Consider the following 26,338-nt stretch of genomic DNA (forward strand, 5'->3'; position numbering starts at 1 on the left):
AACTAAACTAAACTAACTTTTATATCCGCAAAATTCATTTGACTAAATGATATTTCGGTGCTAATATTCAGATGAAAACGCATTATTTTAGTTAAAAACACTTTATTTGCAGTTTAGTTTACCTAAAATAAACTAAATGAAATGTGCTGAAAGGCTAGGTGATGAGTGTGAAGGTAACTGTTGCGGGCCATGAAAGAGCCTTTGAGCTAAATGGTAAGCCGTTATTTTATTTAGCGGATACGGTATGGAGTGCATTTACCAACGCCTCCCTTGAAGAATGGGCAGAATATCTCGATTATCGAAAATTACAGGGCTTTAATGTGCTTCAGATTAATATCCTGCGCCAGTGGGATGCAAGTGAATCGGATCTCCGAATGGAACCCTTCTTACTACAGGAAGATGGCTCCTATGACTATCGGCAGTTGAATGTAAAATATTTTGACCGCGCTGAGCAGATGCTTGGCATGGCTCTTGAGCGTGGCTTCATTCCAGCCCTCGTGCTGCTGTGGTGCAATTATGTACCAGATACTTGGGCTGGGATGTTTCAGGAAGGGAATAAAATGCCCTTTGACTGTGTTGAGCCGTATGTCCGATACGCTGTGGAACGCTTCTCCAAATATAATCCGATCTACCTGGTCAGCGGTGATACCGATTTTCCAAGCGAGCAAGCTATTGCGTATTACACCAAAGCCCTTGAGGTTGTGCATGCCTTGAGTCCGAACAGCTTGAAAACGCTCCATATTCGAGGACGGCTACGGGAGATCCCGGATACACTGGAGCAGCATGATGGCCTGGATTTTTACATGTACCAATCTGGTCACAATTCCGAGTTTCAAGCGACAGCTTATGAGATTGCCGAGAATTTTTATACACGTCCACGCACACGTCCAGTCATTAACGGCGAACCCTGCTATGAACAGATCAGCTACAGCCGCAATGTATACGGCAGATACTCTGCCTTCGATGCGCGGAAGGCCGCTTGGCAGAGCCTGTTGGCTGGTGGTGGAGCAGGTATCACCTATGGAGCACACGGCATCTGGAGCTGGCACAAACAAGGCAAAAAGTTCGGGATCGTCGAAGGGGAAGGCTTTGACGCCCCTTACGACTGGAGAGAAGCTGTCCGCTTTGAAGGGGCATGGGATTACTCCTTTATCAAATATGTATTTGAAAGCTATAACCTGATCGGGATCTCGCCAGCTGACATCGTACTCAATGAGACGCCTGAAATTCGTGCCGCCGCGAACGATACCACCATTGTCCTGTACATTCCGGTCAACACTAAGGTTCGCTTGAATCTGGACGTCCAGGATTACAGCTTCACAACCATTGATCTGACAGCCAGAAGATTCGCCTGTACAGAGATTACAACCCACGATGGGAAATCCGTCATTGCTATGCACCGTTTTGAGAAGGATGTCGTGGTCATTGGCAAGCGAAAATAGGCATCTATGTGCCTCTCATTAGAAAGCGCATACACCTGATGAGTATTATTACTGCAAGGAGTGACTAGAGTGAATTACGAGAAAACAGCCCAGGAAATTCTGAAGTCGGTTGGCGGAGCAGGTAATGTGAACAGTGTCATGCACTGCATGACCCGTCTGCGCTTCAAGCTCAAAGACAGCAGCTTGCCCAATAAGGAACAAGTCAAACAGATTGACGGAGTCATGACGGTCGTGGACAGCGGCGGGCAATTCCAGGTCGTCATTGGGAATGACGTACCAAAGGTATATGCCGAATTAACAAAACTACCGGGCATATCGGCAGAAGCTGCCCCTGTGGAGAAGGATACACAAGGAAGCCTATTTAGTCGTTTTGTAGATGTCATCTCTGGTGTGTTCATGCCAGTGGTTGGCGTGCTATCAGCCGTCGGGATTCTCAAGGGTCTACTCTCCTTATTCGTAACCCTGAATTGGTTAAGCGACGATATGGGTACTTACAAAATTTTGTTCGCTGCAGCGGATGCCTTATTCTATTTCTTCCCTATCTTCCTTGGCTTCTCTGCCGCTAAGAAATTCGGAGGGAATCCTTATATATCGGCAGTAATCGGAGCCGCCCTTGTGTATCCAACCATGACGGCCGCCTTTGCAGAGAGTACGCCTCTTAGCTTTATGACTATCCCGGTAGTTCTGATCAGTTATACGTCATCCGTTATACCTATCATTCTTGGGTCGTATTTGGCCGCTATTGTCGAAAAGTTCTTCAGCAAAGTATTACCTTCAGCCGTAAAGCTGTTCTTTGTACCCCTGTTAACCATACTGATTGTCCTGCCACTCGTCTTTCTTGCCATTGGACCTATAGCCACATTCGTCAGTAATCAACTAGCTGCTGGCACATTGTGGGTGTATGGCTTGAGTCCGATCATCGCAGGTCTTCTGTTGGCCGGGTTCTGGCAGACCGTCATTATCTTTGGTCTACACTGGGCGTTCATTCCCATCTTGCTCAACAACGTTATGAATAACGGCTTTGACCCTATTAACGGTATGCTGTTTTGTACCATTTTCGCGCAGACAGGTGCAGCTTTTGCCATTTCGCTCAAGACAAAGGATACACGTCTGAAGCCTATTGCCACCTCGGCTACGATCGCCGGGATTATGGGGGTAACAGAACCAGCTATCTATGGGGTTACCCTGCCGTTGAAGAAGCCATTCATCCTGGCCTCCATCGCTGCGGGGATCGCGGGCGCCATCGCAGGGATGTTCGGCGCCAAGAACTACTATACGATTGCTGGCGGCGGTATCTTTGGTATTCCGATGTTTATCGGTCCGGAGGGCATGGACCAAGGCTTTGTGGGATTCCTCATTTCGGTGGTTGTTGCCTTCATCGGCGGCTTCGTTCTAACTTACCTGTTTGGGTATAAGAATCAGCCCGTGACTCAGGCGGCTACGGAAGCTCAACCTACGGAAAGCCAAGCTAAGGATATCCAAGCAACAGACTTATCTACTCGTAACGTTGGAGATCAGCCTCAAGAAGTGTCTATATTCAGTCCTCTAGAGGGCGAATGGCTACCATTAAGTGAAGTAGGCGACGAAGCCTTCTCCAGTGGAGCCATGGGCAAAGGAGCCGCAATCCTGCCTACGGTCGGCGTGGTCTATGCTCCATTTTCGGGAACTGTACAGACACTGTTCAAAACCAGGCATGCCATTGGACTTGTATCGCCTGAAGGCGTGGAGACGCTCATTCATATCGGCATTAACACTGTAAAGCTGAAGGGAGAGCATTTCACGACCTTTGTTAAGGAGGGTGATATCGTTCAAAAGGGTGACAAATTAGTCGAATTCGATATCGAAGCCATCCGAAATGCCGGCTACGATACGACGACCTCCGTCATCGTCTCCAGCCTTGCAACATATACAGAGATTAGCATCAAGGAACACGGGTACATCCGCTCAGGCGAGCCTTTGTTCAACCTTAAATAAAACACATGAGGGAAGCAGGTAAGATACCTGCTTCCCTTCTTATGCTCCCGCCTGTTCCCACCTGTTCTCGCTTGCTCCCGCTTGTTCCTGCTTGCTCCTGCTTGCTCCTGCTCCTAACCTATTATCATCCAAATTGGCTACCGCAGCATATTGGAGTCTGTCGGTGCACTCCCGAACAATGGCTAGACACCGGCTTGTACGGATGAGTTCATTTATACCAAGCTGAACCTGGGCACTTATATTCCACGAAAAAGAAGGACTATCCCAGTAGATACCTACATGGAATAGCCCCGCTTTTACTACAACTTTGCTATTATTTCAGTTGAGACAGTAGATTCTTCATTCTTGAATAATACCCGTTGACCCGGTCAATGGTATAGTTATACATCAGATGGTTCTCGGCCAGCTCCGACATTTCCTTATCCACATCGACGTTATTGAAGTTATTATTCATAGCAGTGTTCTGTGATTGGACTACCTGATAGGCAACCTCGTTAGAGCTTACTGGAGTCGGCATATGCCTAGGATCTGTGCGTCTCATCCTTAGCTCACCGTTCTTATCACGCTCCAGCTTGCGTCTTAATTCTTCCTCGAATACAACGGATTGGGCCTTGTAATAAGGCGTATCTGCATTCGCGACGTTATTGGCAATCGCTCTATTCTTCGCATTGAGCGCTACTAGCAAGGAAGCGTGCATGCTATTGGTATTCGAATGAATCATGGCTGGCTCCTCTCTCAATCGCCATTTTCACGATTTTACGTATATATACAATTTATAAGAGCAGCGTCCATCAAGTCAATCTATTTCGTAGAAAAAGTGCGTTATTTCTACAAGAATCGCATAGATTGCGCTTTTGCACTTAATTCGACTTTCCTTTTTCTATGACTAAAGGCATAGTAACTTCATCAATCACCAGCTTGCTGTTATCCTTGAAAGAGTAATCCTCTTGAATGGCAATGGTCAACGGATACATGACAGACGGCTGCTGAGTTTCCTCAAGTGCAGGACCAGAGGCTGATTCTGGCGCTACTGCATTTGACGAATCCCCCGTGCCATCAGCAGCTGTCTCATTCCCACCTCCGGCAGAGCCGGAAGCTGATTCACCGGACGGAGTCGATTCACCAGAGGTATTCGCGTTACCAGAGCCTGCAGAGTTCGAGGAGTCGTTGGTGTCTGTTGCACCCGTTAAGTCCGCAGCGCTTGAAGAATCAGAAGATGGATTCTCCGTGCTAAGGGTACTGAGCTCATCAACAGGCAGCACCTTGAACTGCTCGAACTTATGAGTTGTGCCGTCAGGCTCTATGACTGAAATATGCTCAGGAGCAAAGACCAGCCTGGATGCCTCATCAGGAAACTGCAGCTCAAGTAACCACTCGCCTGCCTGCGATTTGGCTGCTTGTAGTACAGCTGTTACTGCAGCAGGCTCCACACTCTCCTCTGGCTGGCCCGATGGGGCTGGCTGCTGAACGGTTGGAGACTGTGGATCTGGCTGCTCAGCCTGATCCTGGCCCCATACACCTGCCGCAAGTAGACTACCGCAGACAACTACTCCCAGCAAGGCGATCATGATGGTCACTCGCCCTCCCTTACCCATCTTGCGAAATACGCGAAGCCAGCCTGCCTCCGTCTGGCGCTTGGCCTGGACATAGAATGACTGATAGGGCTCGGGAGCAGGCTTGAAATACTTGTTCCATAGCTGCTTCTGGTGCAGCACCTCACGTCCTTCTGCCCTGAAATAAGCTAGCAAGGCATGACGATAGCGTGTCTCGTAACCGCCTCGTACCGTTCCGAATTCAATCCGCTCTTCGCTCCAGCGAATGAACGTACAGATCGTCTCAGGGGAGGCGGCCCAATTGCGCACGGCTTGCAACATACCAACATAGTTCACCATGCCAGCCTGTTCCCCTGTGGAAGCATAGAACGCTGGGAGAATAAGGGCAAATTTCCCTTCGCGAATCTCCTCCGGAAGCCAATGTAACGCCCAATCCTGCACGGCCTTCTCATCCTCAGCGGATAGTCCCTCAAGCAAGGTCAGGCCTGGATCAGCATTCGCGAACCAGTCGTATGCAGCGATGAGCTGCACTGCCCTTTGCTGCAAGGAGCGGTTCAGTCGAGCCACCCAAGGTCCCAGATCCGATCGGTTGCAGAAACGAAGCTGTGTAATCTGGGATGGCTTCATCTCCTGAAGACTCAGCTTTGTAATCATGTACATATCTGCGGCCTCTTTTAATGCATCCGCCATACCTGGAAGGAACGAAGCAGCATCAGATTCATCGCGCTCAACTTGTTCCAGCCTGTCATGCAAGATATTGGCCGCCGCGACCAGATCTGCCTCCTTGCCCATCGTCTGTGCTACAGCTGCGATCATCGTCTCCTGAATCTGCTCATCAGCCTCCAGACCTGGACGATACCGAACCCATTGGACGAGCATACTCATCAGCTCTTGCATATTCCGAGCAGTGCGAAGCTGCCCCTGCAAATAAGGAACGAACAAGGTAGAAGTCAGCAGCGAGTTACTCAGTAGCTTGGTCAGCAGCGAATTCTTCAGGTCAGGGGCCTGCTCCACAGCAGCTACAATGCGAGCAGCCTCAGCTTGCCGCCCTGTAGCAAAAGCATTGTTCAATGAACGGATCAAATATTCCACTAGCTTGAATTCAATATAACGCTTATCTATTTTGTAGTACTCCCGAAAGGTCTCAATTAAAGACGGGTCCGGTATGAATTGATTTTTGACCCGGTCAAACTCGCGATCAAATGCCTCAAGAAACAGGTCATTCAGTCTCATCTTCTGAGGCAGTGCGTTATCTATGGATAAGTATTGGATAAGGGCACGGAGAAGACGCTCCCGATTGTTCTCATAGCCACTCGGGTCCCCATTTTCCATTCGATATAACATTGCCAGCTCGTCATAGGCATTTAGCGATAACTCTCGTTCAGACTCCATGCCTTCCAGCATTTGGGCAGCGAATTTGAAATATTCCTCAAGGGACTCCTCCTGCTGTAACTGTTGCCAGATCCAGGACAAGTACCCTCTCTGTTGATCCTCCGGTTCCGCATTCAATACCCGGCTCTGGGCTAGATCGAATATATAATCCTTATCAATGCTTCGATCTCCCTGCCGGAGGCCGCCCGGCTCCGTGAATGTGACATGAATTCCCTTACGGCTAGAGGGCTCTTTGACATATGTAATGAAGCCAAGCTTGCGTCGGAACGCAAAGGGCAGTACGGAGTACAGGATTTGCAAGAGTGACTTCGCTGCCTTACTGGTGTCCTCCGCCTCTGTATTCAGGGCAATGTAGACCTTCTTGCGGCCTGCAACAGACATCATCACCGCGTATAGCAGCTTCGTAAAGATCGCTTCATCCAGCCCCAGACGCGTCAGAATTTCACGACTGCTCTCCTTTGGAATCAAGCCCTGCGCCGGAAGCTTATCCAGCTCTGGTAGCTCGGTTCCCTGCTCGATGTCATAGCTGTCCGCAAAGGCTACATTCAGCCACAGCTTATAATCGGCTGCACCCTCTGGAGCTCCCTTCGGGATGATCAGATTGTGGGTGAAGAACGCACTTCGCAAGCCAGTGAAGTCGGTAGCCTTGAAGATACTTCTGCCCAGAATCATTTCACCGGATTCTGTTCGTATCAGATGAAGCGCATCAGGATAGACGCTCTCCTCCTTCACTCCGCGAGCCGTCAATGCCGCAGGGGCATCATAAGTGCATAACGGATGTAGCACTTTTTTAATCCATGCCGCCTCCAGGCCCGCGGATTTGGCCACCGTGTCAAAGCCTTCGGTTGTACGAAAGACCCCACGTCTTTCCCTTGTGTACATTTGCTGCTGAATGAGGTGGAGCTCTGAAAAACTCACTACGACTCTCTCCCCTCAATATACTTCAGTTTGTATAACAGCCAAATGAAGGGCTCATCCACACGGATCGGACTAACTAGCCCCTGTAGCTTCTGATCAACGGGGTTACTGCCGAGTGCAGACACCGCAAAATAAGCTGTATCTGTGAAGTATACATCCATCGTCCCCTTGAACGGCTTGTCTACCTTCTCGATGAATCGTCTAATCTCACCATCAATGTTGGCGAACTCTGTCAGATCAAGATACTTCCGATGCTCCATTGGATTGAAGACATTGCTATTTCTCTTGATGTAAGTTCCCTCATCATCTGCCAGTGCAGTCAGCATATCGCTTTTGGTCAGCACAATTGCTGTTGGAATGGACGTTTTGTTCTTCTCCTGATACGCAATGAAATCGCCGAACAGGGTCAGCACCACATCTCGCGGTTCATCGTATTGGGAGACGAACTCCCCACGCTCATCACCCAGATTGAGCTTGATTCGCTCGCGGATCGAACGAATCTGTAGCGGATCGACCATGAACAGAATGCCTGCTGAGTTCTTGATATGTTGACCATGCAGGCCCAGATAGTCCTGATCGACCATGCCTTCCCCCGCAACATCGAAGAATACCAGCGTAAGGGGAGCCTTGTCCTCATCCTTGAAGACGAATTGAAAAATAAACGGCTCCTGCATCTTCTCTTTCTGCGTGGAGGACAACAGATCCCCTCGCTCGAACAATGGCTCTTCATAAAGACTTCTGAACTTCCGACTGATCTCGGCCGTCAACGGCATACAAGCTGCATCAAAATGATCTGCTGTGTAATGCTGCAGAGTATGGATTAGGGAGGTCATATAGACGGATTTTCCAGCCTGTGAGGCACCAATAATTGATATGATATTGCTAGGCACCTTGCCTGCTGTAACCGGAAGCTCGTTATGACAATGCGGGCACAAACGACGACGTGTAAGCTCACCGTATCGGTCTGTTAGCCCTGTTAGCACCTCATCGGTATAGTGATGATATTCCTCAGGCACATCCCTTGGGTCAATGATCGCTTCGATCTCATAGACCATATCCAAGCCGAAGCGCTCACGATACTTGTTCAGTCGATCATCCTCGCCAAGTGCGAAATCCTCATCATCCTCACGATGATGAGCTGCCCGGAAGACGACATCCTGCGGCTCGAATTTGCTGAAGCAATAAGGGCAGACAATATCATAATATAGTGGTCTGGGCTCTTCCTGAGGCTTCTTCTTGAAGAATTGCTGAAAAAAATTCATAGAAGCTCCTCCTCTCATTCAGTCTCTTAATTCCTACTCAGGGATCAGCTCATACGTCTGACCGTATGTAGCTCCCTCCGTGAAGAACAAGCGGACATACTCATCCGCTCGCACTTCAATCGAAGGCAGTATATTGGGGCCAGCCATAAAGGACTGGGTGAAGGGATAGACCGTTCCGTCCTCTTTATCGAGAGGGTATCCCCCCATCTTCTTCACATAGCAGAGAACCTCCCGCGGAACGGGGACCTCGGCTGTGACCTTGATCTGGACCGATTTACGGTCCCTGAACCATGCCTTCTTATGCTGTACAGAATACATGATCTTCGCCTTACCAGCACTGACAGCAATCTGATTCCCGGAATCCTGCTGCAATATTAAGACAGGCCCGTCCTGCTCCAATACGCTTGGATAGACTGTATATACAACTCGACCAATGCCCTCCAGTCTGTCCCGATAATAGCCGGCCGCCTTGTATTCATCACGGGTGAAGAGACGGAGCTGACTCTGGTCAGGCTCAGCAGGTACGGGCAGTTCATCGCTTTGTTTAGCAATATATACAGCGTGGACTCCAGAGGGCCAGCGCCAGCGCAAGGCTAATTCATGATTTTCAATTTTGGAGCTAATGTCCGTTATTCCAGGATACCCCGGCTCTGATCGTCGTGTCTTCATTATCATCGGGCCTTTCGTCATTAGAATCCTCTGTTTCTTCTGCCCCGGGCTGGACGTTCCTCTTCCTCACCTCTACCTGTTCTGCGACCAGGTGCATGACCAGAATTGCGGCGCGTACTCTCGCTAACCGGAAGGACGAACATGAACAGCGCAAGAATACCTGAGAGCAACAACATCGCTGCTAGACGAATCAGAGAGTCACCAATAGCCGAGCCAGACAGTCCCTGCTCAAGCACCAGTCCGGCTAGCACACCGCCGACACCGCCCCCAATGGCAAAATTGCGGGCAAGGAAGCGGTTGTCAAACACAAGCCCCAGCGCGAGTCCTAGCACCACACCCACAATAGCAAGCGCTACAACACGATAAATAGCGAGAAAGGTGTTCATCTCCAGCTGTCCGCTCCGTTCCGTGACAAGAGTACGGTCCCCGACGCTGCGCTCAAATATTTCGCTAAACACAGCAGATAACGTATCTGCTCTGGCTACATCGGTATAGGTACCACCTGTAGTCTGGGCGATATTCTGCAGCAAGGCTACACCAGACGGCTCGGTCAGGGCTAGACCAACCGTGTTGATGGCAATTCCACGCTCTGCATAGGGTGCCAGTACATTAGGTACATCCACAGCACTGTCACCGTCGGACAGCAGTATGACCATCGTGCCAGCATCAGCATCTCCCTGCTCCTGAATATGCAGTAATGCCTCGGAGAGAGCAAGCCCGATATCCGTACCTGCTGTCGTATCGACAATTTCGTCAAGCTTGGTGTTCACAGCCTGCTTCTGCGCATCCGTCCCTACCTCAGTGAGAGGCTGCAATATGGTCGCACCTACATTAAAAAGGATGACGCCCACTCGATTGCGACGATCCATCTGCTCCACCAGATTTTTGGCTGCCTGTAGGCGTTGGCGGTCTGGGTCCGTGACCATCATGCTCCCCGAGTTATCAATAACGAGCACAATGTCCCGTACCTGTCTGCTTCCGGACGGATTGAACTGATGCCCCCATTCCAGTAAAGTACCTGTACCGAACAGAAGCACAAGGGTAGCGGGCACCAGCCATTTCCAGGACACATCCGAATATCGTTGCTTCCAGGATACTCCGTTCAGCTTAGGGGTGATTAGCTCAGCCAGCAAGCAGGCTAGCCCTATAGCGAGTGCCATGATTCCGAAATACAGTCCGATCACAATGATTCTCGGCCAGGTGTCCAGCAGCTGGTGCAGGACTATTTCGCCGAGAATGAAGCCGATGCCTCCACCCAGCAGACTGAACAGCAGAAGGAGTGGATTAAATTTACGCTGCATAGATGTTCATGCTCCCTTTCTACCTTGGATTATATCGGGGTGAGATCAGCGAAGCTCAGGCAACACCTGGGGGTCAAGCCCATGCAGGAGATAGCCGTTAGCAATGTAGGTCTCATAGTAAGTACGTCCATTACGATAGACCAGTATATCTTCGATCTGGAAGCCTCCCATCAAATGAAGCTTCTCCACTCCGCTGCTGCGGGTCACATGCACAAATCCTAGCTTATACATACGAGCATCATGGTCATACTTCATGGCATACGGCAAAAATTCACCCTCATAGTCCCCAAAAAAATATTTTTCCTCGTAACGGTGTTCGTGTGTGTAATCGAGTAAGCGAATATGCACTGTCGCGCCTTCCTCCAGCGTATGGTAGAGCTCCTTGAATAGCTGATCCTTCGAGACGATCTGCCGATTCTCATATGCAGAGGCTACATTGGCTCTTAGAAGGAGCTCCTCCTCGAAGGTCTGCCGGAACGGAGCCGCAGTCAGAATAAGCGATTGACATGTGTGGATCAGCCGCTCCAGAAGTGCTGGACTCTCCAGTGTAACCAGAGAGAATTTACTTCCCATATGGCGATCCGAGAAAAGTACATCCTGTCCCCGCTTGCTCTCCAGTTCATCAAGCACCTCCGCCGTCACCTTCGCATAATATTCCAGCACATTCTGTCCTGTATATTGGTCAGCTCGCCGCAGGTGCTCCGTGGCTTGCGTCTGCAGCTGCTGCTCGATATCACGCAGCCGATCAAGCTGTGCCTGAACACGACCATGGAGGCGTTCAAACGCGGCCTCACAGGTGCGGAGCAGGTCTGTATACATCTGTAGCTCCAGCAGCTCCAGCTTACGGCCATAGACCTGTTCTGCTACATATCGAATGAAATTCCTGACATTCGGCTTATCCAGCAGAGGTACTCGTGGGAAGGACAGCTCCTCAACCGACTGGTTATATAGCTGTTCGAGGCTCGCTACCAGCTCTGTGCGCTCATTCGTATAATCACGAATTAGACCTCTTACAGCTGTCAGCACATTTCCAGGCTGATCCTCATCCGTCCAGGACAATATCTCATACAGCCCAATATCCGGAAGACGTGTCTCCTGCTCCTTCAACAGCTGCTGAAGCCACTGGTCTGCATCGAAAGAGTCCAGACGTTGCTTCGCAGGCAACTCGGCATGCTCGCGGAAGAAGTCCCCACAGGCTTCGCCGAACAGCGACGCCTCAGCATCTCTTAGCGTCATGCGGCGGAGCGCTGAGAAGCTGGCACCACTCGTCATCAAGCCCGTCATATCTCCAAGAAATTCAGCTTGAGGCAGCAGTGGAGTCATCCAGCTCTCCCTCCCGGTTGAGTCCAGTCGGAAGAAGGACAGCTTATCCTTCGGACTCCATTCGATCTCGCTCCTCATTCGGCCCAGAAGCTGCTTGTAGAACTGATATAGCACGGTGAGGGCAATCGGTTCGTTTGGACGTTTTACCTTTCCCAGACCAGCAGAAACGTAGACTGGACGCCCTGTTTCTGTACCCATATTATTCTTGAAGGACGTGTTGTTATAGCCGCCTTCCTGTGGCCAACGCTCAGCGGTACCATAGTCGTCCATAGCGCTTCCCTTGGAAGCATGCAGACGGTTCTTCAGCAGCTGAATATGACAGATGAGCTCACCGTTCTCCCGCAGGCTGTCAGGTACAATCCTTCCTCGTTCATCCTTATCAGATAGCAGGTAGACCAGATCGAATAGGGGAGCTGGACCATGCTTTACCTTGATACCGAGTCGATCCTCAGTCATATGAAGTGTAGCTGTGATCTGATATCCTGGGTCCTGCATATGGTCGAGTTCACGAAGGAATGCTACATTCAAGGCACTGCTGTACCCATAATTTTCTTGTGTCCCCTCATGCAGTAGCGCATACAGATCCATCTGGACCGACTTGAAGGATTGAGCCAGCAAATATTCGGATAGCAGTGTGATCTCGGGTACGAGTACATTCAACGGATCATCACCGACGGTAATGACAGTGAGATGGACCCGATCAAAAGAGGAATACAATCGTCCATATTCCGCCAATTGAAGACTAGCCCGTCGAAGACAGCCATTCAGTTGGATCAGACCCTCTTCGTCCGCGTAGAAGTCCCGGTACAGATCACTTCGCGCATAGCGGGGATTGGTAACCTCGGTATGCAAAGACAGGTGCTTATCCCCATGAACATCCTGTCGTGCATCATTCATTCTCTTCTCATCTTCTCTAATATCTGCAGCCTGCTTATAAGGCCTGATCTGATGGGTAAGGACTCTGGAATGCCCTTTTGAGATGTCCGTCCCGGAGTGAACATGAATATAGGTGACACCTGCACTGTTATCCCACTTGCGGTCATTCATGTCCATGACATGGCTAATGGCAGAGCCTGCATGGTCGCCAATAAAGAGAAACACAGCGGGGTAATGGATGCTGCTGCGTCCATCCCCACTGCCAATGAATTGGTCTTCCGCTGCCGCGTAGGACACAGCGAACTGCTCCAGCTTATCTCTCATTTCTACTTCAGCCTTCTACGAATGTCATTTAGTTTGCTTGCCATTTGCTTGTAGAAGGAGTATAGCTCTTCTCCATTCGCATGCTCCACTCGCTCATACTCCAATTGATCTCTTGCTTCCATGAAAAGGGTGACGAGGCTCTCCAGCTTATCCAGCAGAGGCGCGATATCCTCCGAAGATGTCAGCTCATTGTCCCGTCGGTCCGCCTTGCGCATCAAAGCTGCACGACTCTTCTCATCCAGCCCCCGGAAGTGCGTATACACATCGTATTCCACATAATGACGGCTCTTCAGGACATTGCCGAACGGCTCCCATGCCTCCTCCTCTGGATCACGGTCATATACGTAGAGAGCACCTTTTTTGGTAATAGTATCCGTATACAGTGCCTGGATGAATTGATCAAGCCGCTGCTCTTCATCTTGGTGCTTGCCTAGCATACTCTCCAGCTCTGTCAGCTTAGCCTGCAGCTGCGCATACTTTGCAAGCTCCTCACGGAGCACATGAATTAGCTCTGGCGTGCGGATCAGGTTTTCTTTGCCCAGCTCCTCGTTAATACTGCCGAAGATATCCTTCGCTCCCGTCTGCTCCATTCCTCCGGCAAGCAGTCGCTTCAATTCATTGGTGGCACGCTTAACCTCTCCCAGATTCGGCTTGGAGGCGTCTAGCTGCATATCATAAGCAGACAAGATTCTGTCCACATCAAGAGCACCGGTGCGAATGACTTCATATCGACTGCTGGTATTGCTCTCGTCACCCTTCATCCGAATGACTCCCAGGGCCAGACCACGATCAAAATCACTTCGTACATTAGCGTTGAAGGCCTGCACCCGAGGGTTCACATACGTATCCCCCCAAGATTTCTCCGGGATCGGCGAAGGCAGGTTCGTCCAGTTGTTGCGACCTGTCTGCACAAGATGTCTTCCAATTCCTTCTCGATCCAGAATCGTACGCTCATAGCTCTCCTCATATACCTTCAGTGGCGTATATACGAATAGCGGTACGCCGTTACGGGTGTTCAGCCAGAAGATGCGATTCTTGACCTCACTTTCCTTAATCGTGAAGTGCGATTTGCCGATCGCATTATTCTGATAATTCCGAATTCCCTTCAGGATGCTTGGTGCCTGTACCGGGACGGACACGAAGCCCCATGATGGAAAGTACAGATTCCCCGCACTGTTGCTGAGGTGGAACACCGGCACTGCTTCCTCGTCAAGCTTGCTCGCGATATGACGCTCTACGAACTTCTCAATGGCCTCATCCTGCCCGTATTTCATGATGAGGAAGTCTTCCATGGAACGCGTGATAAGGTCGCCGAACTTTTCTGTCAGGAACTCCGAGATTGAGGTGACAATGTCGATATCCTGTTCCTTGACCCAACGATCGGAATTTTCCAGCAGGGCATGGGCAAAATCACGAATCAGATCGTCGCCATCCCTCTTCTCCAGCATGCCAGAGACAACGGTTTCGATATCAGGAACACTAACAAGATTCCAGTAGTAGGTCTTGTTGCCTCTATGATCCTCCTGTTCGGCACCGTTCACGAGAAGATCGCCATTCTTCGAGAAGATGCTGCTAAGAGCATTAAGCACTTCTGTATACACATGATAAATGCGATTGTTCTCCTGATTCAGCAGATCATATAGATCCTCGTAAAATTCGATCAACTGCTCCGTACGCTCAATATCTGCGTGCAGCCAGTATTCATTGATTTTCGCTTCAATATAAGCATTCTTCTTCTTATCCTTGGATACGAAAGCACTCTTCGCATCCCCCATCTTCTCCTCGGCCTGCTCCCTGGCCGCCTCGATGTCCCGAGGAATCCGATGCAGGCTATCCTTCAGTGCCTCAATGTACGATAGAAGCATTTTGAGCAGACAGAAGCCCTTCTCCGTGTAAATAAGTCGAGATACGTAGAATGGCCCCTGCTCTGGATGCAGGAACATCCGGCGAATCTGATCGGTAAATTGACCGACGATCTCACCTGGAAGCTGCTTCTTCGCCTTAATGTATTCCTCACGCGCCCGATTCAGGAATGTCTGCTCCAGCTCGGTGTCCATGTTCACGACCTGCATTTTGATCACATTGGCGTAGCTAAGACGCTCACTGTTCTCAAACCCAGGTAATGGCTCTGGCACACGGGATTCGAAATTCTTGATCATACTGTCCAGATCGACGCCAAGCTTACGGGCGAACTTTTCGACCTCCTCCTGACCCGGTGCTTTCTCGAACATCTTGCCCATTTTCTCGAACAGGCGATAGGCCAGATAGGTCGTCATCTCTTCCACCGGAAGCACGGCTGAAGACGCTCCGATGATGTTGTACTCGTAATTCGCAGGATAGGCCCGATTCATCTGGGCAATGTTGGTACGGATGTTGCTGATATAGTCATGAATGGCGAACTCTTCGCCAGATTGTTTCTCTTCACTTGCCATAAAGTTCGTGATGTTCTCAGCTGTAACGTTCATGCAGTAATCGTAGGCATTCTCAAGCAGCTTGCCCTCGGTATTCGTCGCTGAGATCAGATGACACAGATTGAACGGCGGCAATGGCGAGTTGACGTTCAGGATGTTGCCATATTGTTGACGGAACCGCTCACCGCGATTGTCCACGTTCATCCAATAATCGAGCTCCTTAAGCGCTGCGTACCCATTCTTCTTGATGTATTCACGGGTATGCTCACTCAAGCTCTTATTCGAGAGATTGACATCAGGCGTGAACAGATAACCAAGTGTATTGACACGGTCAATCCCTGCTGATCCATAATCACGCTCAATAAGTCCACGTACGATGTAAGATATATCCAGGAAGGTACCACTTCCGGTACCACCAGATAGACCTGACAGAAGGAACACCATGAGCTTCTTGTTGGTGCCGACAGATAATGTCTTGATCTTCTTGTCGATGCTCTGCACGACCTGGTTAATCTTGGTGAACAGCAGTAAGCGTCCTGCCTGACGTACACCCGCCGCACCGTTCATACCATCTGTAATGCTTAGCTCTGGTGAGAGCCAGTCTGTAATATAAGGCTCCAGAATGCTGCGATTTTGCAGCAGGCCACCGATCTCTGCATTGGAGAGCAGCACGAACTCATTGTTCGGGTCCAAGCCGATGCCTCTATATTTTTTATTCCTGTCCTGTTCATTCGTCTCGAAGGCGAGGAACTCTACATTGTCTGGCTTATCATGCTTTTTCTTGGACAAGGGATCTTCTGGCAGCTTGAATCTGCGGTTGATCTGATATTTCAATCTCAGCAGAGCATCAATCCCTGTCCCGCCAAGACCGATAATTAAAATAGGGTTATCAATCGTATCTACTCTAATCTTCTCACTAACAATCCCGCCGCCCAGTGATACATCCAATTGCTGTATGTGTTCTCTGACTACTGGTTTCATTTGGATTCCCCCTGATTCCTGTAATAATCCGATGAATAACTATATATTCTATTATTCTGATTCATTGCTTCTTAATCTGATTGTTGTTTCTTATCTGATCGTTGTTTCTTATCTGATCGTTGTTTCTTATCAATTACAGTTTCTTAATTCAATTAACGGCTAGTGGACAAATACTCCAGCAGGATCGTCTTGCCTACACTTCCCAATGGTACGGTAATCCGATCATTGTGCCCCAGTTCAATGCCCTGTGCAGCCTGAACGGCTCGCCCGGACTTCTCAATCGGGATCGCCCCAGTGGAACGAACAGCGAGCTTATCATTACGACCTGGAGTAAATACGATCTGAGCTGACTCTGCCAGCTCCGGGGCCAATTGCAGCAATTGATGCAGTGTGAATTTGCCGCGGAAGCCCGTCAGCTTTTTGTACTGGGGATATGACTTCTCACCAGTATTGTCATCCTGAATCTCAACGACAAGCTGCCCGACAAAGCCTTTGCCTGACTTCTGCACATATTTCCAAAGGAAGTATGCAGCCGCAAGTACGATCAGCAATCCAGCCCCCCCAAGAATCGCAGGTAACAGCAAGCCTGCCCCGGACTCCTCAGCTGGAACAGTTGAGGAGCCTGAACCTGAAGTTCCACTTGCTCCAGAGCCGTTGATGGTTATCGTCGCTGATTCACGGTAGAAGCTCTTCTCCTCTGCCCGTACAGTCAATTCATAGTCATGGGCCTCTGGCAGCTGGAATTGTCCTGCAAAATGATCCCCTTCATTGTTAAGGTCAATGGAACTGTCTGCTCCTGTATTCACATCATGCACAAGCAGCTTAGCTGTCATATTCGCATACAGGCTTTGGTCCTGAAGCCGCTGGTTGTTGCTGCTCAGGAAGGCCTGAATGTCAATGCTGTCTCCTTTGGAGTAGCTCTGCGCAGGAATGTCCGCCAACGTGAGCTGCAGATCATAGTTAAATATCAGGTTAATATCAATCTGATCCTGCTTTACTCCTTTGATCTGCAGCGTCCAGTCTCCCTCCTCTGGCTTGAGCAGCTTCAATAAAGAATAGCTCTTCGACGATGAGAGCAGAATATCGTCAGCCGGGATTGTGCGGGTCTGACCGCTTGGATCGATCAGGCGAGCATCTACTGGCTGCGATGAAGTAATCGAGATATTAGCCTCCATTACACTGTCATTGGGGACGTGAATCTTGACGTCCTGGTAATTACCGTTACCCGTGATTGAATCAACTGGCACGACATTCAGGTTGAGGTTACTCGCAAAAATCTGGCTTAGAATATCTGGCAGATCCTCAGCAGAGTCCGTAATAAATGACTTACCACCAGATTGCTCTGCAATATCGGCTAGTCGATCCTTGTTCAGCTTGCCATCGGCATTCAATCCAATCGTGTAGATGGGGATTCCTGCAGCTGTTGCCTCCGCGACTGCCTGCTTCATATCCTGATCGGCCTGGGTATCTGTTCTCCCCGTGCTTGGATTGAAATCATTGTTACCGTCAGCCAGCAGGACAATCATCGGCGCATGCCCTGGCTCAGCACCATCCTTGAGCAGTTGCATCGCTTCACGAACACCTACAGAAGTATCTGTATATGCTCCCCGGTTCAGACCGTCTATGAAGCTCTTCAGCTCCTCCTTGTCCTCCTGCGATTGAATTGTTAACAGCGCCTTCTCACGCTGGATGACATCGGTATAGGAGACGATCCCCACCTTGTCTCCACCCGTCGATAGCATGTCTACGAACATCTTCATCGCTTCGTTTCCAATTTTCTCCGGATCACTGGTGTTCATGGAATTGCTCACATCCACGACCAGCACTGCGTCAACGCGGGAGGCAGAGCTTGAATTCGCTGCTCGTGCAGGTTGGGCTATGAGGCCAGTTAGCAGAAGCACTACCATCCAGACAGCCATCAGACTCCATATCGTATGTTTCATTTTTTCTCTCATGACTTGTTCCCCTTCACTTGTAGAACTTTGATACGTCCTCTTAGATGTACTCTATTGGTCTTCCATTAAATCTTTCTGAAAATGTGATGAAAAAATGCTGAAATATCTAAAATAGAGGTCTGCCTCTTGTTACAGGAGGCAACAGCGAATTTTACCAATATCCTGCAACAATGATATAATTATACCCTGATAAGTGCAAACATCTATGAATATTCTGTCATAAAATTGGAAAAGAAAGAGGACCCATATGATCTCATACGGATGTATCGCGATAATGTTTCTTTTTGTCGTCGCGAAAATCATAACTTACTATTTACATAAGAGACGTGCACCGTCCTACGAGCAGACTGACAAAGAGCTGCTTACCGCTTTGAACAGCAGGAATGAACGCTATGAATAAACACAAGCAGCCTGTGCAGTTCAGGCCATTTCAGCGCACAAGATATGCGTACGATAAGCTTAAGGTCTGTCGGCGCTGCGACAGCGTTACAGCCTTGCCACGAGAAGCCTGTGCTTCATGTGGACGTCGTCGACTCGTTCACTTCATGGTCGTAGCTACCAGCAAGACGAGCTGGTACTACCGGCGGGATCTGATATTCGCATTACTGCTGCTCGCTACAGCGGTCTTTCTTGCCCCCGACTCCCTTAGTCGCGTCCTGTTCCTTGTAGGAGGCATCATCATGCTCCTCATCTTGTGGAGCCTGCAGCGTAAGCTGTATCCCTGGGAGCTGAAGCGACAGCTCCGGCGTACCTTCAAGCATCGTATCCAGTCCATTGAAGAAGGACTTGCCTATGATCGGGAGGAAGCTGCCAGCATCAGACCGGATGACGAACAGCGTGCTTACGAAATGCTTCGTGAAATCGCTGTACTGAAGCGTGATGATCGCATTCGTCTTCAGCAGCTTGCCTTGCTGCAATCCTTTATTCTCCGCAAGGATATGGATCTCGAACTTGACTCACTGCTGCTAAGAAGCTTCGATCCGGTCCTAGTCGATTATATTGGCGAGATCGCAAAAATCAAACGGGAGCTGGTTCGAAGCCGAACCCTGCTCTATGTAACCTTCTATGAGAGAAGGATATTGGAGCTTCCTGGCGGACGCGCTGTCCTGGTAGCAGTAGCCGCTGCGGCTGTAGGCAAGAAGAAATATGTTGCTGAGCATGCAGACTTCATCTGTCGTTATGCAGCAGACCTCCCCGAGGATCGCTTCATACGTCTCCATCGGATCGTAACGAGCAATCGCTCGACTCCTTTCGGCGACCTTATGGATGAGGTGGTTCGCATCCACAAGCTGAGGAGCTATTGATCGGGATACCAAGATAGCTGCTATGCGACTTCTGTAGCAGCTGGAACCCCCTTTTAATAAAGACGTCACAGGCAAACCTCACCCCTGCAAAGTTCACCTATCCCCTATATCAAGATTACAAAGAACCCGGTTCATCAAGGAGATTCCTTGATGAACCGGGTTCGTTTTTTTGTCCTGTGAAGACAATCTCTATCGATTATGGAGAATAAAACCTGTGTTCCGGCACACCCTAACACCATCAACATCATTTCTATCTTTCAGATTGGAGGTGTGCTCTTACAATATGAATAAATCGAACCTGCTGCTGCAGGAGGTGCTTTCCAATCTCCAAGGCTGCTCAGACCTCATTATCCAGCCCTTCCAATTAGGTAGCTTGCCTTGCAAATTGCTCTACATCGCCTCCATAACGAATACGCAGCTACTCAGAGAAGCTGTAACCAAACCGCTGCTGGAGGAAGCAACCCGTCTGCAGACAGACGAGCAGCTTTTGAGCCGCATCAAGGATGAGGCTTTCTTCACCATAACTAATAAGACGGCTTCGACAGCCAAAGATGTGACCGATGCGATTGTAGCTGGTGAAGCTGCATTTTATGTAGCTGAACAACCACACATGCGCTTGTTCGAGCTGAAGCAGTATCAGAGTAGATCCGTACCTGAATCCACTAACGAAGTTGTCGTTATTGGACCTCAGCAGGCTTTTGTGGAGGATATTCAGGTGAATATGTCACTGCTGCGTCATATCATCAAGCACCCCAAGCTCAAGACTGTAAAGTATGAGATTGGCCGTTACACACGAACGACGATTTATTTGACCTACATTGAAGGACTGTGCAAGCCAGAGGTGCTGAAAGAAATTACCGAGAAAATGGATTCCTTCGATATGGATAGTGTGCTTAGCATCAATTATTTGGCCGAATATATGGCTGGCACCCCGTACTCCCCTTTCCCGCAGAGTCAGTTCTCAGAACGCCCGGATTCTGTTGCTTCCGCCCTTATGGAGGGCAGAGTTGCCATTTTGCAGGATGGTACTCCTTTCACGCTGCTTCTGCCTACGACTTTTTTCGCCATGATGCAGTCTGCCGAGGACTATTACCAGGGCTTCTATCCTGCCTCCTGGATTCGCCTCGTCCGGCTCCTGTTCTCCATCATGTCCTTGCTCTTGCCTTCGATGTACGTAGCTATGACAACCTTCCATCCGGAGATCATACCGACAAGCCTCCTGCTTACGATCGCAAGCGCCCGGGAGAATATTCCTTTTCCAGCTCTCATTGAGGCCTTGATCATGGAACTCACCTTTGAAGGACTGCGGGAGGCTGGTATACGGATTCCCAAACCACTCGGACAGACGGTATCGATTATCGGCGGGATTGTTATTGGTCAAGCCGCTGTACAGGCGGGGATCGTATCCGCCCCTATGGTCATCGTCGTGTCTATTACAGGGATCGCATCCTTCATAATCCCACACTTTGAACTAAGCCTGACACTGCGTCTGCTGCGCTTTCCGATCCTGATCCTCGGGGGGACGCTTGGACTAATCGGCATTGTGATGTCACTATTCATTACCTACTGGTATATGGTGAATCTTCGTTCATTTGGCATACCTTATATGCAGCCGCTTGCCCCCTTCGTGTTCCAGGATCTTAAGGATACGCTCTTGCGGGTACCCTGGTTCGATATGAAGCGACGGCCAAGCTCGTTTACGAATACCAATCAATTGAAAAGGCGGAGCTCCAAATGAAGCCCTTAGTCTTTGTTCGCTCACTTCTGATGGTCACTCTTCTGTTCATGTGCAGTCTCCTCACGGGGTGCTCCTCCAAGGTAGAGATCAACGAACGAGCTTTTGTGAGCTCCATCTATGTGGACAAAGCTGAGAAACCAGGCGAGGTTGAGCTCACGATTAGCGTCCCGCTTCCGAACCGCATGGCAGGTGAGAATACTGGTGGTGGTGGTGGCGGAGGCCGACCCTATGCCGTGTTCACCAAGACGGGCACGTCTCTTACGGAAGCTGCTGAGAAACTGCAGACGGACCTGACACGAAAGCTGTCCTGGGGACATGCGCGAGTAGTTGTCTTCGGTCGTGAATACGCAAAGGCTGGAGTCGGAGATACAATTGAGTGGCTTTTCAGAGAACCATTATTTCACATTAACAGCTATATTTTTGTAGCACCAGGTAAAGCAAAAGATATCACATCGCTAACCCCTGTGGCGGAGACGACTCCAGGTGAGGTCCTACGAGAATTTGCCAACCAACGCAATCTGCTGCAGACCCAGATACGGGATGTGCTGATGGCAGAGGCTGACAATCAAGGCTTCGTCGTCTCCTTGCTGAATATGCAGAACGAAAAGATGATTAGTGAAAATAATGAAAACATGAATTGGGTAGGTCTGCAGGGTGCAGCCATGTTCAAGAACATGAAGATGGTTGGAGAACTGGATCTGGACGAAGCACGTGTTATCGCCTGGACGAGAAATAATCTCAAAACAGCCTCCATTACCATTGAGAATAAGAAGGAAAAGGCAAGCGTCTCTCTGTACGCGATCAAAAGCGATCTAAAAGCTCATATGTCGCAAGGAAAGCCGGTATTCAGCATCCACCTTTCGGCCAAGGGTCAGCTCCGTAGCATTTATCCACCACATAAGGCCGAGGAAGTCCGACGAATTCAGCAAATTGAGAAGCAGCTAGAGTCCCATGTGAACGATTTAGTGCTCTCTGCACTCCACAAGGCCCAGGCCCATGAAGCCGATATCCTAATGTCAGGCTATCGACTGGAGTGGAAATATCCCCATGTATGGGACAAGCTGCGGCCCCATTGGGCACAGCATTTCAAGGAAGACATACAGTTCAGGGTCATATCCGATATTAGCATTCAATACTTCGGGTCAGAGTTCCGTACCTAGCCTGAATTGCCAACAGGGAGGATGAAATGGATGATCGTTATCCTGCTATACTCGGCGCTCGCATTAATGGAATGGAAGTTTATCGACAAGCGGGACAAAAAGGACCACTACATGTTCATCATCCTGTTCTGTCTGTTTGTAATCTGGTGCGGTATGGCCAACTATGTGGATAAATGGCCACAGCCTAACAGCATCATCATGATGCTGTTAGGCTGGATCGACGTACTCCTTAAATAAGGTGGGAGATCTATGAAAGTTAACAATTGGCAGATCTATCGATTTGCGTTCGTATACCTTTACTCACAAAATGTTGCATTTCTACTGCCCAGGTTATTTGGAATGAGCAACTACTATGGCTGGATCGCCCTGCTCGGGGGTTATGCGATATCCGGCTTCTTCCTGCTCCTTACGGTTAAGCTCGGGAGACTATATCCAGATAAGCCATTTCAGGAATTCGGCGCTCGTATTATTGGAAAATGGCCGCATAAGGCTGTGCTTACCTTCATCACCTTATACACTCTGGCACTTATCGGTATAGATGTGGAGAATTTTATCGTATTTCTTCACTCGATGTACATGCCGGATACGCCAGTCTGGATTACCATAATGCTCACTGTATTATGTATTTCGTTAGCTGGACGCTCGGGGCTACTTACGATTATATACATGGCTGAGGGCATTTTCCTTCTACAATTGTTGATGACGGTTACTACCGTTCCTCCGACGATCAGTCAGGGGAATTATGATGTGCTCGTATCCATGGTCACCAACCATGACTGGAAGCAAATAATGGTTCATTCCAGTATGACCGTCGCTTGGTTCACGGAATGGATCGTTATGCTTTTTCTGGTGCCGACGTATAACTTCAATCGCAGAACGATGCAGTATTTGTTCTTTGCCGGATTTACGGTGGTGCTACTGGTGATTCTGTACTGGATAATTTGCCTCATAAATTTTGGGCCATACTTATCCGCACAGCTACGTTATCCCTTGCTTGAACTGATCAGGTATGTAAGATATGGAGATTTTCTGGACAATCTCGATCCGGTATTGATTGCGGTCTGGTCTACGACCATGTTCATTCGAAGCTCCTTCTTAATGTATGTGTGCTCCAACTGTGTCAAGGAGATCTTCAACATCAACAAGCGTCGTATGCTCACCTTCATGATTGGAGGTACCGTGGCCATCACCGCTCTCCAGTATTCACGAGATCCGTCCAGTTATGAAATGGCACTTCGCTCGTATGCCCTGTACTTCAATGCGATCATTATCAATGCATTGCCACTACTGTATCTGCTTGTGCACCGTATCCGGTTCGGGAGACAGCAGCCTGAGGAGAACGACACATCAGCTGACCAGCATAACAAAACGGCCTGAGTCTTGATGGAACATCAAGTCCAGGCCGTTCTTCATAAATATAACTCCTTGATACATCCTGCACATCACCCATCACTACCGTCATCTTCACTATCGCCACCTGTACCCTGGCAGACTGCTTCACACAAATGATCATCATTCTTCATTTAATTCAGCAATAGATTCAGCTTTCTCACTACTTGCTACTATAAGCACAACCAGGACAATCCCCGCTATTACGGTAGTTAACATACGTATACCTCTCTCCTCAGAACAGATGTATTCCAATTCTTACGAGATTGTATGCACAGGAATCAGATGTATGTTATTCTCCCCGGAAATCTCCTTCATAAACTTCATAAATGAAAAAGGCACCTCATATCAAGAGGCGCCTTCTGTTAAAGCTATGAAATTAGTCCAAAAACGAACTTAGTGCATTGCGATCTGCACTGCTTGTACTTTGAATAGCTGGCCCCTTAGAACCCTCTAAACCAAGACGCTCACTCATCTTCGCATTCAAAGCAGTCATCTTGGTTGTATAGTCATTACAGCTCTCAATGATACGACGGTTGGACTGCTCTGACGAATCCAATGCAGACATCAGGTCACCAATTGCCTGATTGACAGCTTCAATAGACATAGCTGGTTTGGACATCAGATCGTTTGTACGCTCTGTGGTTGTGCGCAGCAATCTTGCATTTTCCTTAAACTGATCTTCAATAGTCTTGTTTGTGGCCTCGACTGCAGAGATGACCTTCTCCTGATCGTTCAAGGCCATAGCAATCATAGCAGATACTGTGATCAGGTTCGCTGTCTTATCAATCGCATTGTTCACTGAATCGATCAGCTTGTCATTGTTATCATTAATGATGTCTGTTGCAGCAATCGCTTGATTATATAGCATAATCATCTCGGTCATTGATTGAATGCGACTCACCACCTTGCGTAGTCCACGCTCAAGATGGGGCTTCCGGTTCTCATTCTCTAGCTTGGCAATCTCAGCCTCGAACAGTGTCTTCAATTCGTTGCCGAAGGCAATCTTCGTCTGCAAATTATAAATCTCTTGAATGGAAGACCGCTTCAATTGACGCATATTCACAATGTTTTCTTGGAGATTATCCTTGCCATCCCGCAGGGCATTAATGATACTATCAATATTTTTACGCACCGATTGATAGCGATATACATAATTCTTAAGTGGGCTCTTGCGCAGAAGACGGCCGAATAAGCTGATATTTTTGCTTTGCTGAAGACTTTCACATTCGTCCCGTAGCTTCAGAATCATATTGGATACTTCAGCGCGATTGCCGGACATCAGATCATTTACAGGACGATCCAGTTGTTTCAGCGTCATTCCAGCACGTTCCTGGGTCTTGATGCCGAGACTGCCAATATCGTCCATCAGTGTATCTAGCTGAAACACATCACTTTGAGATACGCGCTGAATGAGCTGCGCCGCCTCCTGAGAAACTCGCTGCTCATCCTCTTGCTTTAATTGAATCCAATCCGTAGCCATCTCTATTCCTCCTATAATTCCGAGCTATTGTATCGCTGGTGAATGAGCTCCGCCTTACTTTGCAGCTCGATAAGATCCTTATGCTCAATAGTAGACACGATCTCGGTAATCTTCGCATCTACATCCCTCAGACCATTAAGCAGTGTTCGCCGATTAGTCCGTTTAGCATCACCGCTTAGACGAAGGAACGGATTTATCAAGCTGTTCAAATCCTTGAGAATCAGCCTTCGTACCGTATGATTGACATCGCCGTTGTTCAAGGCATGCAAATCAGGTATGACACGCTGCAGCCGGGCAAACAGAGACAAAGACTTCTCCACAATCTCATTGTCCAGCTCATTTTTTCTACCCTCGGAGATAACCATATCCTCAAGAACTTCAAGATAAGCAATAACAGGTCCAAATACAGGATCTTGCTCCGTTAGTGCATCCGGACGACTCATCTCCGGCGATTGTTGCGATTGTTGCGATTGTTGCGATTGTTGCTGTTGATTTTGTTGCTGATCTCCAATGGAGCTCTCACCAGAACGATATGAACCATCGAGATCGCTAGAGCTACCTGCACGGGGTGCCCGCATGTCCATACCGGCTTGCTCTTGTCTCAGACGTGACTCACTACGCTGATTGACATCTCTAGACTCTGTCAGAGGTGCCCTCGTCGACGAAGGAATCATACTTCCTACCAAGGTAGCCAACGCCGGTATTGCCCAGGACACAAACTCAGGCATGAGAGGGCTACTGATCGCCGCGACAACATATCCGATTAGAGCTCCCCATAAGATTTTAGTAGTTCTTAACATAGCTTGTCCTCCTGACTCTTACAACACCTAGAAGGGTAAACAACCGCTCTCCATAGTCATTCCTTACGCTAACAGATGTCTCA

The 26,338-nt window shown here is 49.0% G+C and carries 17 protein-coding genes; 7 read left to right on the forward strand and 10 right to left on the reverse strand.

Translation table 11 applies throughout. From position 1 onward, the window contains the following. Nucleotides 1-161: 161 nt before the first annotated feature. Together D328_RS0101555 and D328_RS0101560 are read left to right on the forward strand one after the other, a co-directional pair. Nucleotides 162-1,442: an apiosidase-like domain-containing protein gene (locus tag D328_RS0101555; RefSeq protein WP_018883182.1), complete on the forward strand. Its 1,281-nt coding sequence runs from the start codon at nucleotides 162-164 to the stop codon at nucleotides 1,440-1,442. Nucleotides 1,443-1,511: 69 nt separating this feature from the next. Continuing rightward, complete coding sequence (locus tag D328_RS0101560) at nucleotides 1,512-3,416, forward strand: beta-glucoside-specific PTS transporter subunit IIABC (protein ID WP_018883183.1); 1,905 nt, start codon at nucleotides 1,512-1,514, stop codon at nucleotides 3,414-3,416. 313 nt (nucleotides 3,417-3,729) lie between these two features. Here the strand turns inward: D328_RS0101560 and flgB are convergent, their stop codons facing one another. From flgB to D328_RS0101600, 8 genes are all read right to left on the reverse strand, one after another. Further along, on the reverse strand, nucleotides 3,730-4,137 hold the full coding sequence (flgB, locus tag D328_RS0101565) for a flagellar basal body rod protein FlgB (protein ID WP_018883184.1): 408 nt from the start codon (nucleotides 4,135-4,137) through the stop codon (nucleotides 3,730-3,732). Between the two features lie 139 nt (nucleotides 4,138-4,276). Further along, nucleotides 4,277-7,279: a GAP1-N2 domain-containing protein gene (locus D328_RS28205; protein ID WP_018883185.1), complete on the reverse strand. Its 3,003-nt coding sequence runs from the start codon at nucleotides 7,277-7,279 to the stop codon at nucleotides 4,277-4,279. Beyond that, nucleotides 7,279-8,541, reverse strand: coding sequence for a TRAFAC clade GTPase domain-containing protein (locus D328_RS0101575; RefSeq protein ID WP_018883186.1), 1,263 nt, complete (start codon nucleotides 8,539-8,541; stop codon nucleotides 7,279-7,281). Before D328_RS0101575 ends, D328_RS28205 begins: the two co-directional genes overlap by 1 nt. 33 nt (nucleotides 8,542-8,574) lie before the next feature. Then, nucleotides 8,575-9,210 carry a hypothetical protein gene (locus D328_RS0101580; RefSeq protein WP_025677112.1) on the reverse strand — a complete coding sequence of 212 codons (636 nt, stop codon included), beginning with the start codon at nucleotides 9,208-9,210 and terminating at the stop codon, nucleotides 8,575-8,577. 20 nt (nucleotides 9,211-9,230) lie between these two features. Beyond that, nucleotides 9,231-10,511 carry a vWA domain-containing protein gene (locus tag D328_RS0101585; protein WP_018883188.1) on the reverse strand — a complete coding sequence of 427 codons (1,281 nt, stop codon included), beginning with the start codon at nucleotides 10,509-10,511 and terminating at the stop codon, nucleotides 9,231-9,233. 45 nt (nucleotides 10,512-10,556) lie between these two features. Then, nucleotides 10,557-13,034 carry a hypothetical protein gene (locus D328_RS0101590; RefSeq protein ID WP_018883189.1) on the reverse strand — a complete coding sequence of 826 codons (2,478 nt, stop codon included), beginning with the start codon at nucleotides 13,032-13,034 and terminating at the stop codon, nucleotides 10,557-10,559. 2 nt (nucleotides 13,035-13,036) lie between these two features. Next, nucleotides 13,037-16,426 (reverse strand): tubulin-like doman-containing protein, encoded by a 3,390-nt coding sequence (locus D328_RS0101595; RefSeq protein ID WP_018883190.1) that lies wholly within the window; start codon nucleotides 16,424-16,426, stop codon nucleotides 13,037-13,039. 152 nt (nucleotides 16,427-16,578) lie between these two features. Next, nucleotides 16,579-18,381 carry a vWA domain-containing protein gene (locus D328_RS0101600; protein ID WP_018883191.1) on the reverse strand — a complete coding sequence of 601 codons (1,803 nt, stop codon included), beginning with the start codon at nucleotides 18,379-18,381 and terminating at the stop codon, nucleotides 16,579-16,581. Between the two features lie 392 nt (nucleotides 18,382-18,773). Between D328_RS0101600 and D328_RS0101610 the strand changes: the two genes are divergently transcribed. From D328_RS0101610 to D328_RS0101630, 5 genes are all read left to right on the forward strand, one after another. Next, a complete protein-coding gene (locus tag D328_RS0101610; RefSeq protein WP_018883193.1) occupies nucleotides 18,774-19,685 on the forward strand; it encodes a hypothetical protein in 912 nt (303 codons plus the stop codon). A gap of 283 nt (nucleotides 19,686-19,968) precedes the next feature. Continuing rightward, nucleotides 19,969-21,423 carry a spore germination protein gene (locus D328_RS0101615; RefSeq protein WP_018883194.1) on the forward strand — a complete coding sequence of 485 codons (1,455 nt, stop codon included), beginning with the start codon at nucleotides 19,969-19,971 and terminating at the stop codon, nucleotides 21,421-21,423. After that, nucleotides 21,420-22,583, forward strand: coding sequence for a Ger(x)C family spore germination protein (locus D328_RS0101620; RefSeq protein WP_018883195.1), 1,164 nt, complete (start codon nucleotides 21,420-21,422; stop codon nucleotides 22,581-22,583). Before D328_RS0101615 ends, D328_RS0101620 begins: the two co-directional genes overlap by 4 nt. A gap of 30 nt (nucleotides 22,584-22,613) precedes the next feature. Beyond that, on the forward strand, nucleotides 22,614-22,820 hold the full coding sequence (locus D328_RS28210) for a hypothetical protein (protein ID WP_018883196.1): 207 nt from the start codon (nucleotides 22,614-22,616) through the stop codon (nucleotides 22,818-22,820). Nucleotides 22,821-22,832: 12 nt separating this feature from the next. Further along, nucleotides 22,833-23,960 carry a GerAB/ArcD/ProY family transporter gene (locus D328_RS0101630; RefSeq protein WP_018883197.1) on the forward strand — a complete coding sequence of 376 codons (1,128 nt, stop codon included), beginning with the start codon at nucleotides 22,833-22,835 and terminating at the stop codon, nucleotides 23,958-23,960. Nucleotides 23,961-24,351: 391 nt separating this feature from the next. Here D328_RS0101630 and D328_RS0101640 read toward each other — a convergent pair whose 3' ends face one another. Further along, nucleotides 24,352-25,455, reverse strand: a complete 1,104-nt coding sequence (locus D328_RS0101640) for a toxic anion resistance protein (RefSeq protein ID WP_018883199.1) — start codon at nucleotides 25,453-25,455, stop codon at nucleotides 24,352-24,354. Nucleotides 25,456-25,466: 11 nt separating this feature from the next. Continuing rightward, complete coding sequence (locus D328_RS0101645) at nucleotides 25,467-26,255, reverse strand: hypothetical protein (protein WP_018883200.1); 789 nt, start codon at nucleotides 26,253-26,255, stop codon at nucleotides 25,467-25,469. Between the last annotated feature and the right edge of the window lie 83 nt (nucleotides 26,256-26,338).

Source organism: Paenibacillus massiliensis 2301065 = DSM 16942 (genome assembly GCF_000377505.1).
GTDB classification, from domain to species: Bacteria; Bacillota; Bacilli; order Paenibacillales; family Paenibacillaceae; genus Paenibacillus; species Paenibacillus massiliensis.

What these genes read in the sequence shown, in the direction of transcription:
- D328_RS0101590 (WP_018883189.1), bottom strand. Translation starts at nt 13,034, where the DNA reads ATGAGAGATAAGCTGGAGCAGTTCGCTGTGTCCTACGCGGCAGCGGAA.
- D328_RS0101615 (WP_018883194.1), top strand. Translation starts at nt 19,969, where the DNA reads ATGAATAAATCGAACCTGCTGCTGCAGGAGGTGCTTTCCAATCTCCAA.
- D328_RS0101555 (WP_018883182.1), top strand. Translation starts at nt 162, where the DNA reads ATGAGTGTGAAGGTAACTGTTGCGGGCCATGAAAGAGCCTTTGAGCTA.
- D328_RS28210 (WP_018883196.1), top strand. Translation starts at nt 22,614, where the DNA reads ATGATCGTTATCCTGCTATACTCGGCGCTCGCATTAATGGAATGGAAG.
- D328_RS0101580 (WP_025677112.1), bottom strand. Translation starts at nt 9,210, where the DNA reads ATGAAGACACGACGATCAGAGCCGGGGTATCCTGGAATAACGGACATT.
- D328_RS0101600 (WP_018883191.1), bottom strand. Translation starts at nt 18,381, where the DNA reads ATGAGAGAAAAAATGAAACATACGATATGGAGTCTGATGGCTGTCTGG.
- D328_RS0101620 (WP_018883195.1), top strand. Translation starts at nt 21,420, where the DNA reads ATGAAGCCCTTAGTCTTTGTTCGCTCACTTCTGATGGTCACTCTTCTG.
- D328_RS0101640 (WP_018883199.1), bottom strand. Translation starts at nt 25,455, where the DNA reads ATGGCTACGGATTGGATTCAATTAAAGCAAGAGGATGAGCAGCGAGTT.
- D328_RS0101575 (WP_018883186.1), bottom strand. Translation starts at nt 8,541, where the DNA reads ATGAATTTTTTTCAGCAATTCTTCAAGAAGAAGCCTCAGGAAGAGCCC.
- D328_RS0101585 (WP_018883188.1), bottom strand. Translation starts at nt 10,511, where the DNA reads ATGCAGCGTAAATTTAATCCACTCCTTCTGCTGTTCAGTCTGCTGGGT.
- D328_RS0101645 (WP_018883200.1), bottom strand. Translation starts at nt 26,255, where the DNA reads ATGTTAAGAACTACTAAAATCTTATGGGGAGCTCTAATCGGATATGTT.
- D328_RS0101630 (WP_018883197.1), top strand. Translation starts at nt 22,833, where the DNA reads ATGAAAGTTAACAATTGGCAGATCTATCGATTTGCGTTCGTATACCTT.
- D328_RS0101610 (WP_018883193.1), top strand. Translation starts at nt 18,774, where the DNA reads ATGAATAAACACAAGCAGCCTGTGCAGTTCAGGCCATTTCAGCGCACA.
- flgB (WP_018883184.1), bottom strand. Translation starts at nt 4,137, where the DNA reads ATGATTCATTCGAATACCAATAGCATGCACGCTTCCTTGCTAGTAGCG.
- D328_RS0101595 (WP_018883190.1), bottom strand. Translation starts at nt 16,426, where the DNA reads ATGAAACCAGTAGTCAGAGAACACATACAGCAATTGGATGTATCACTG.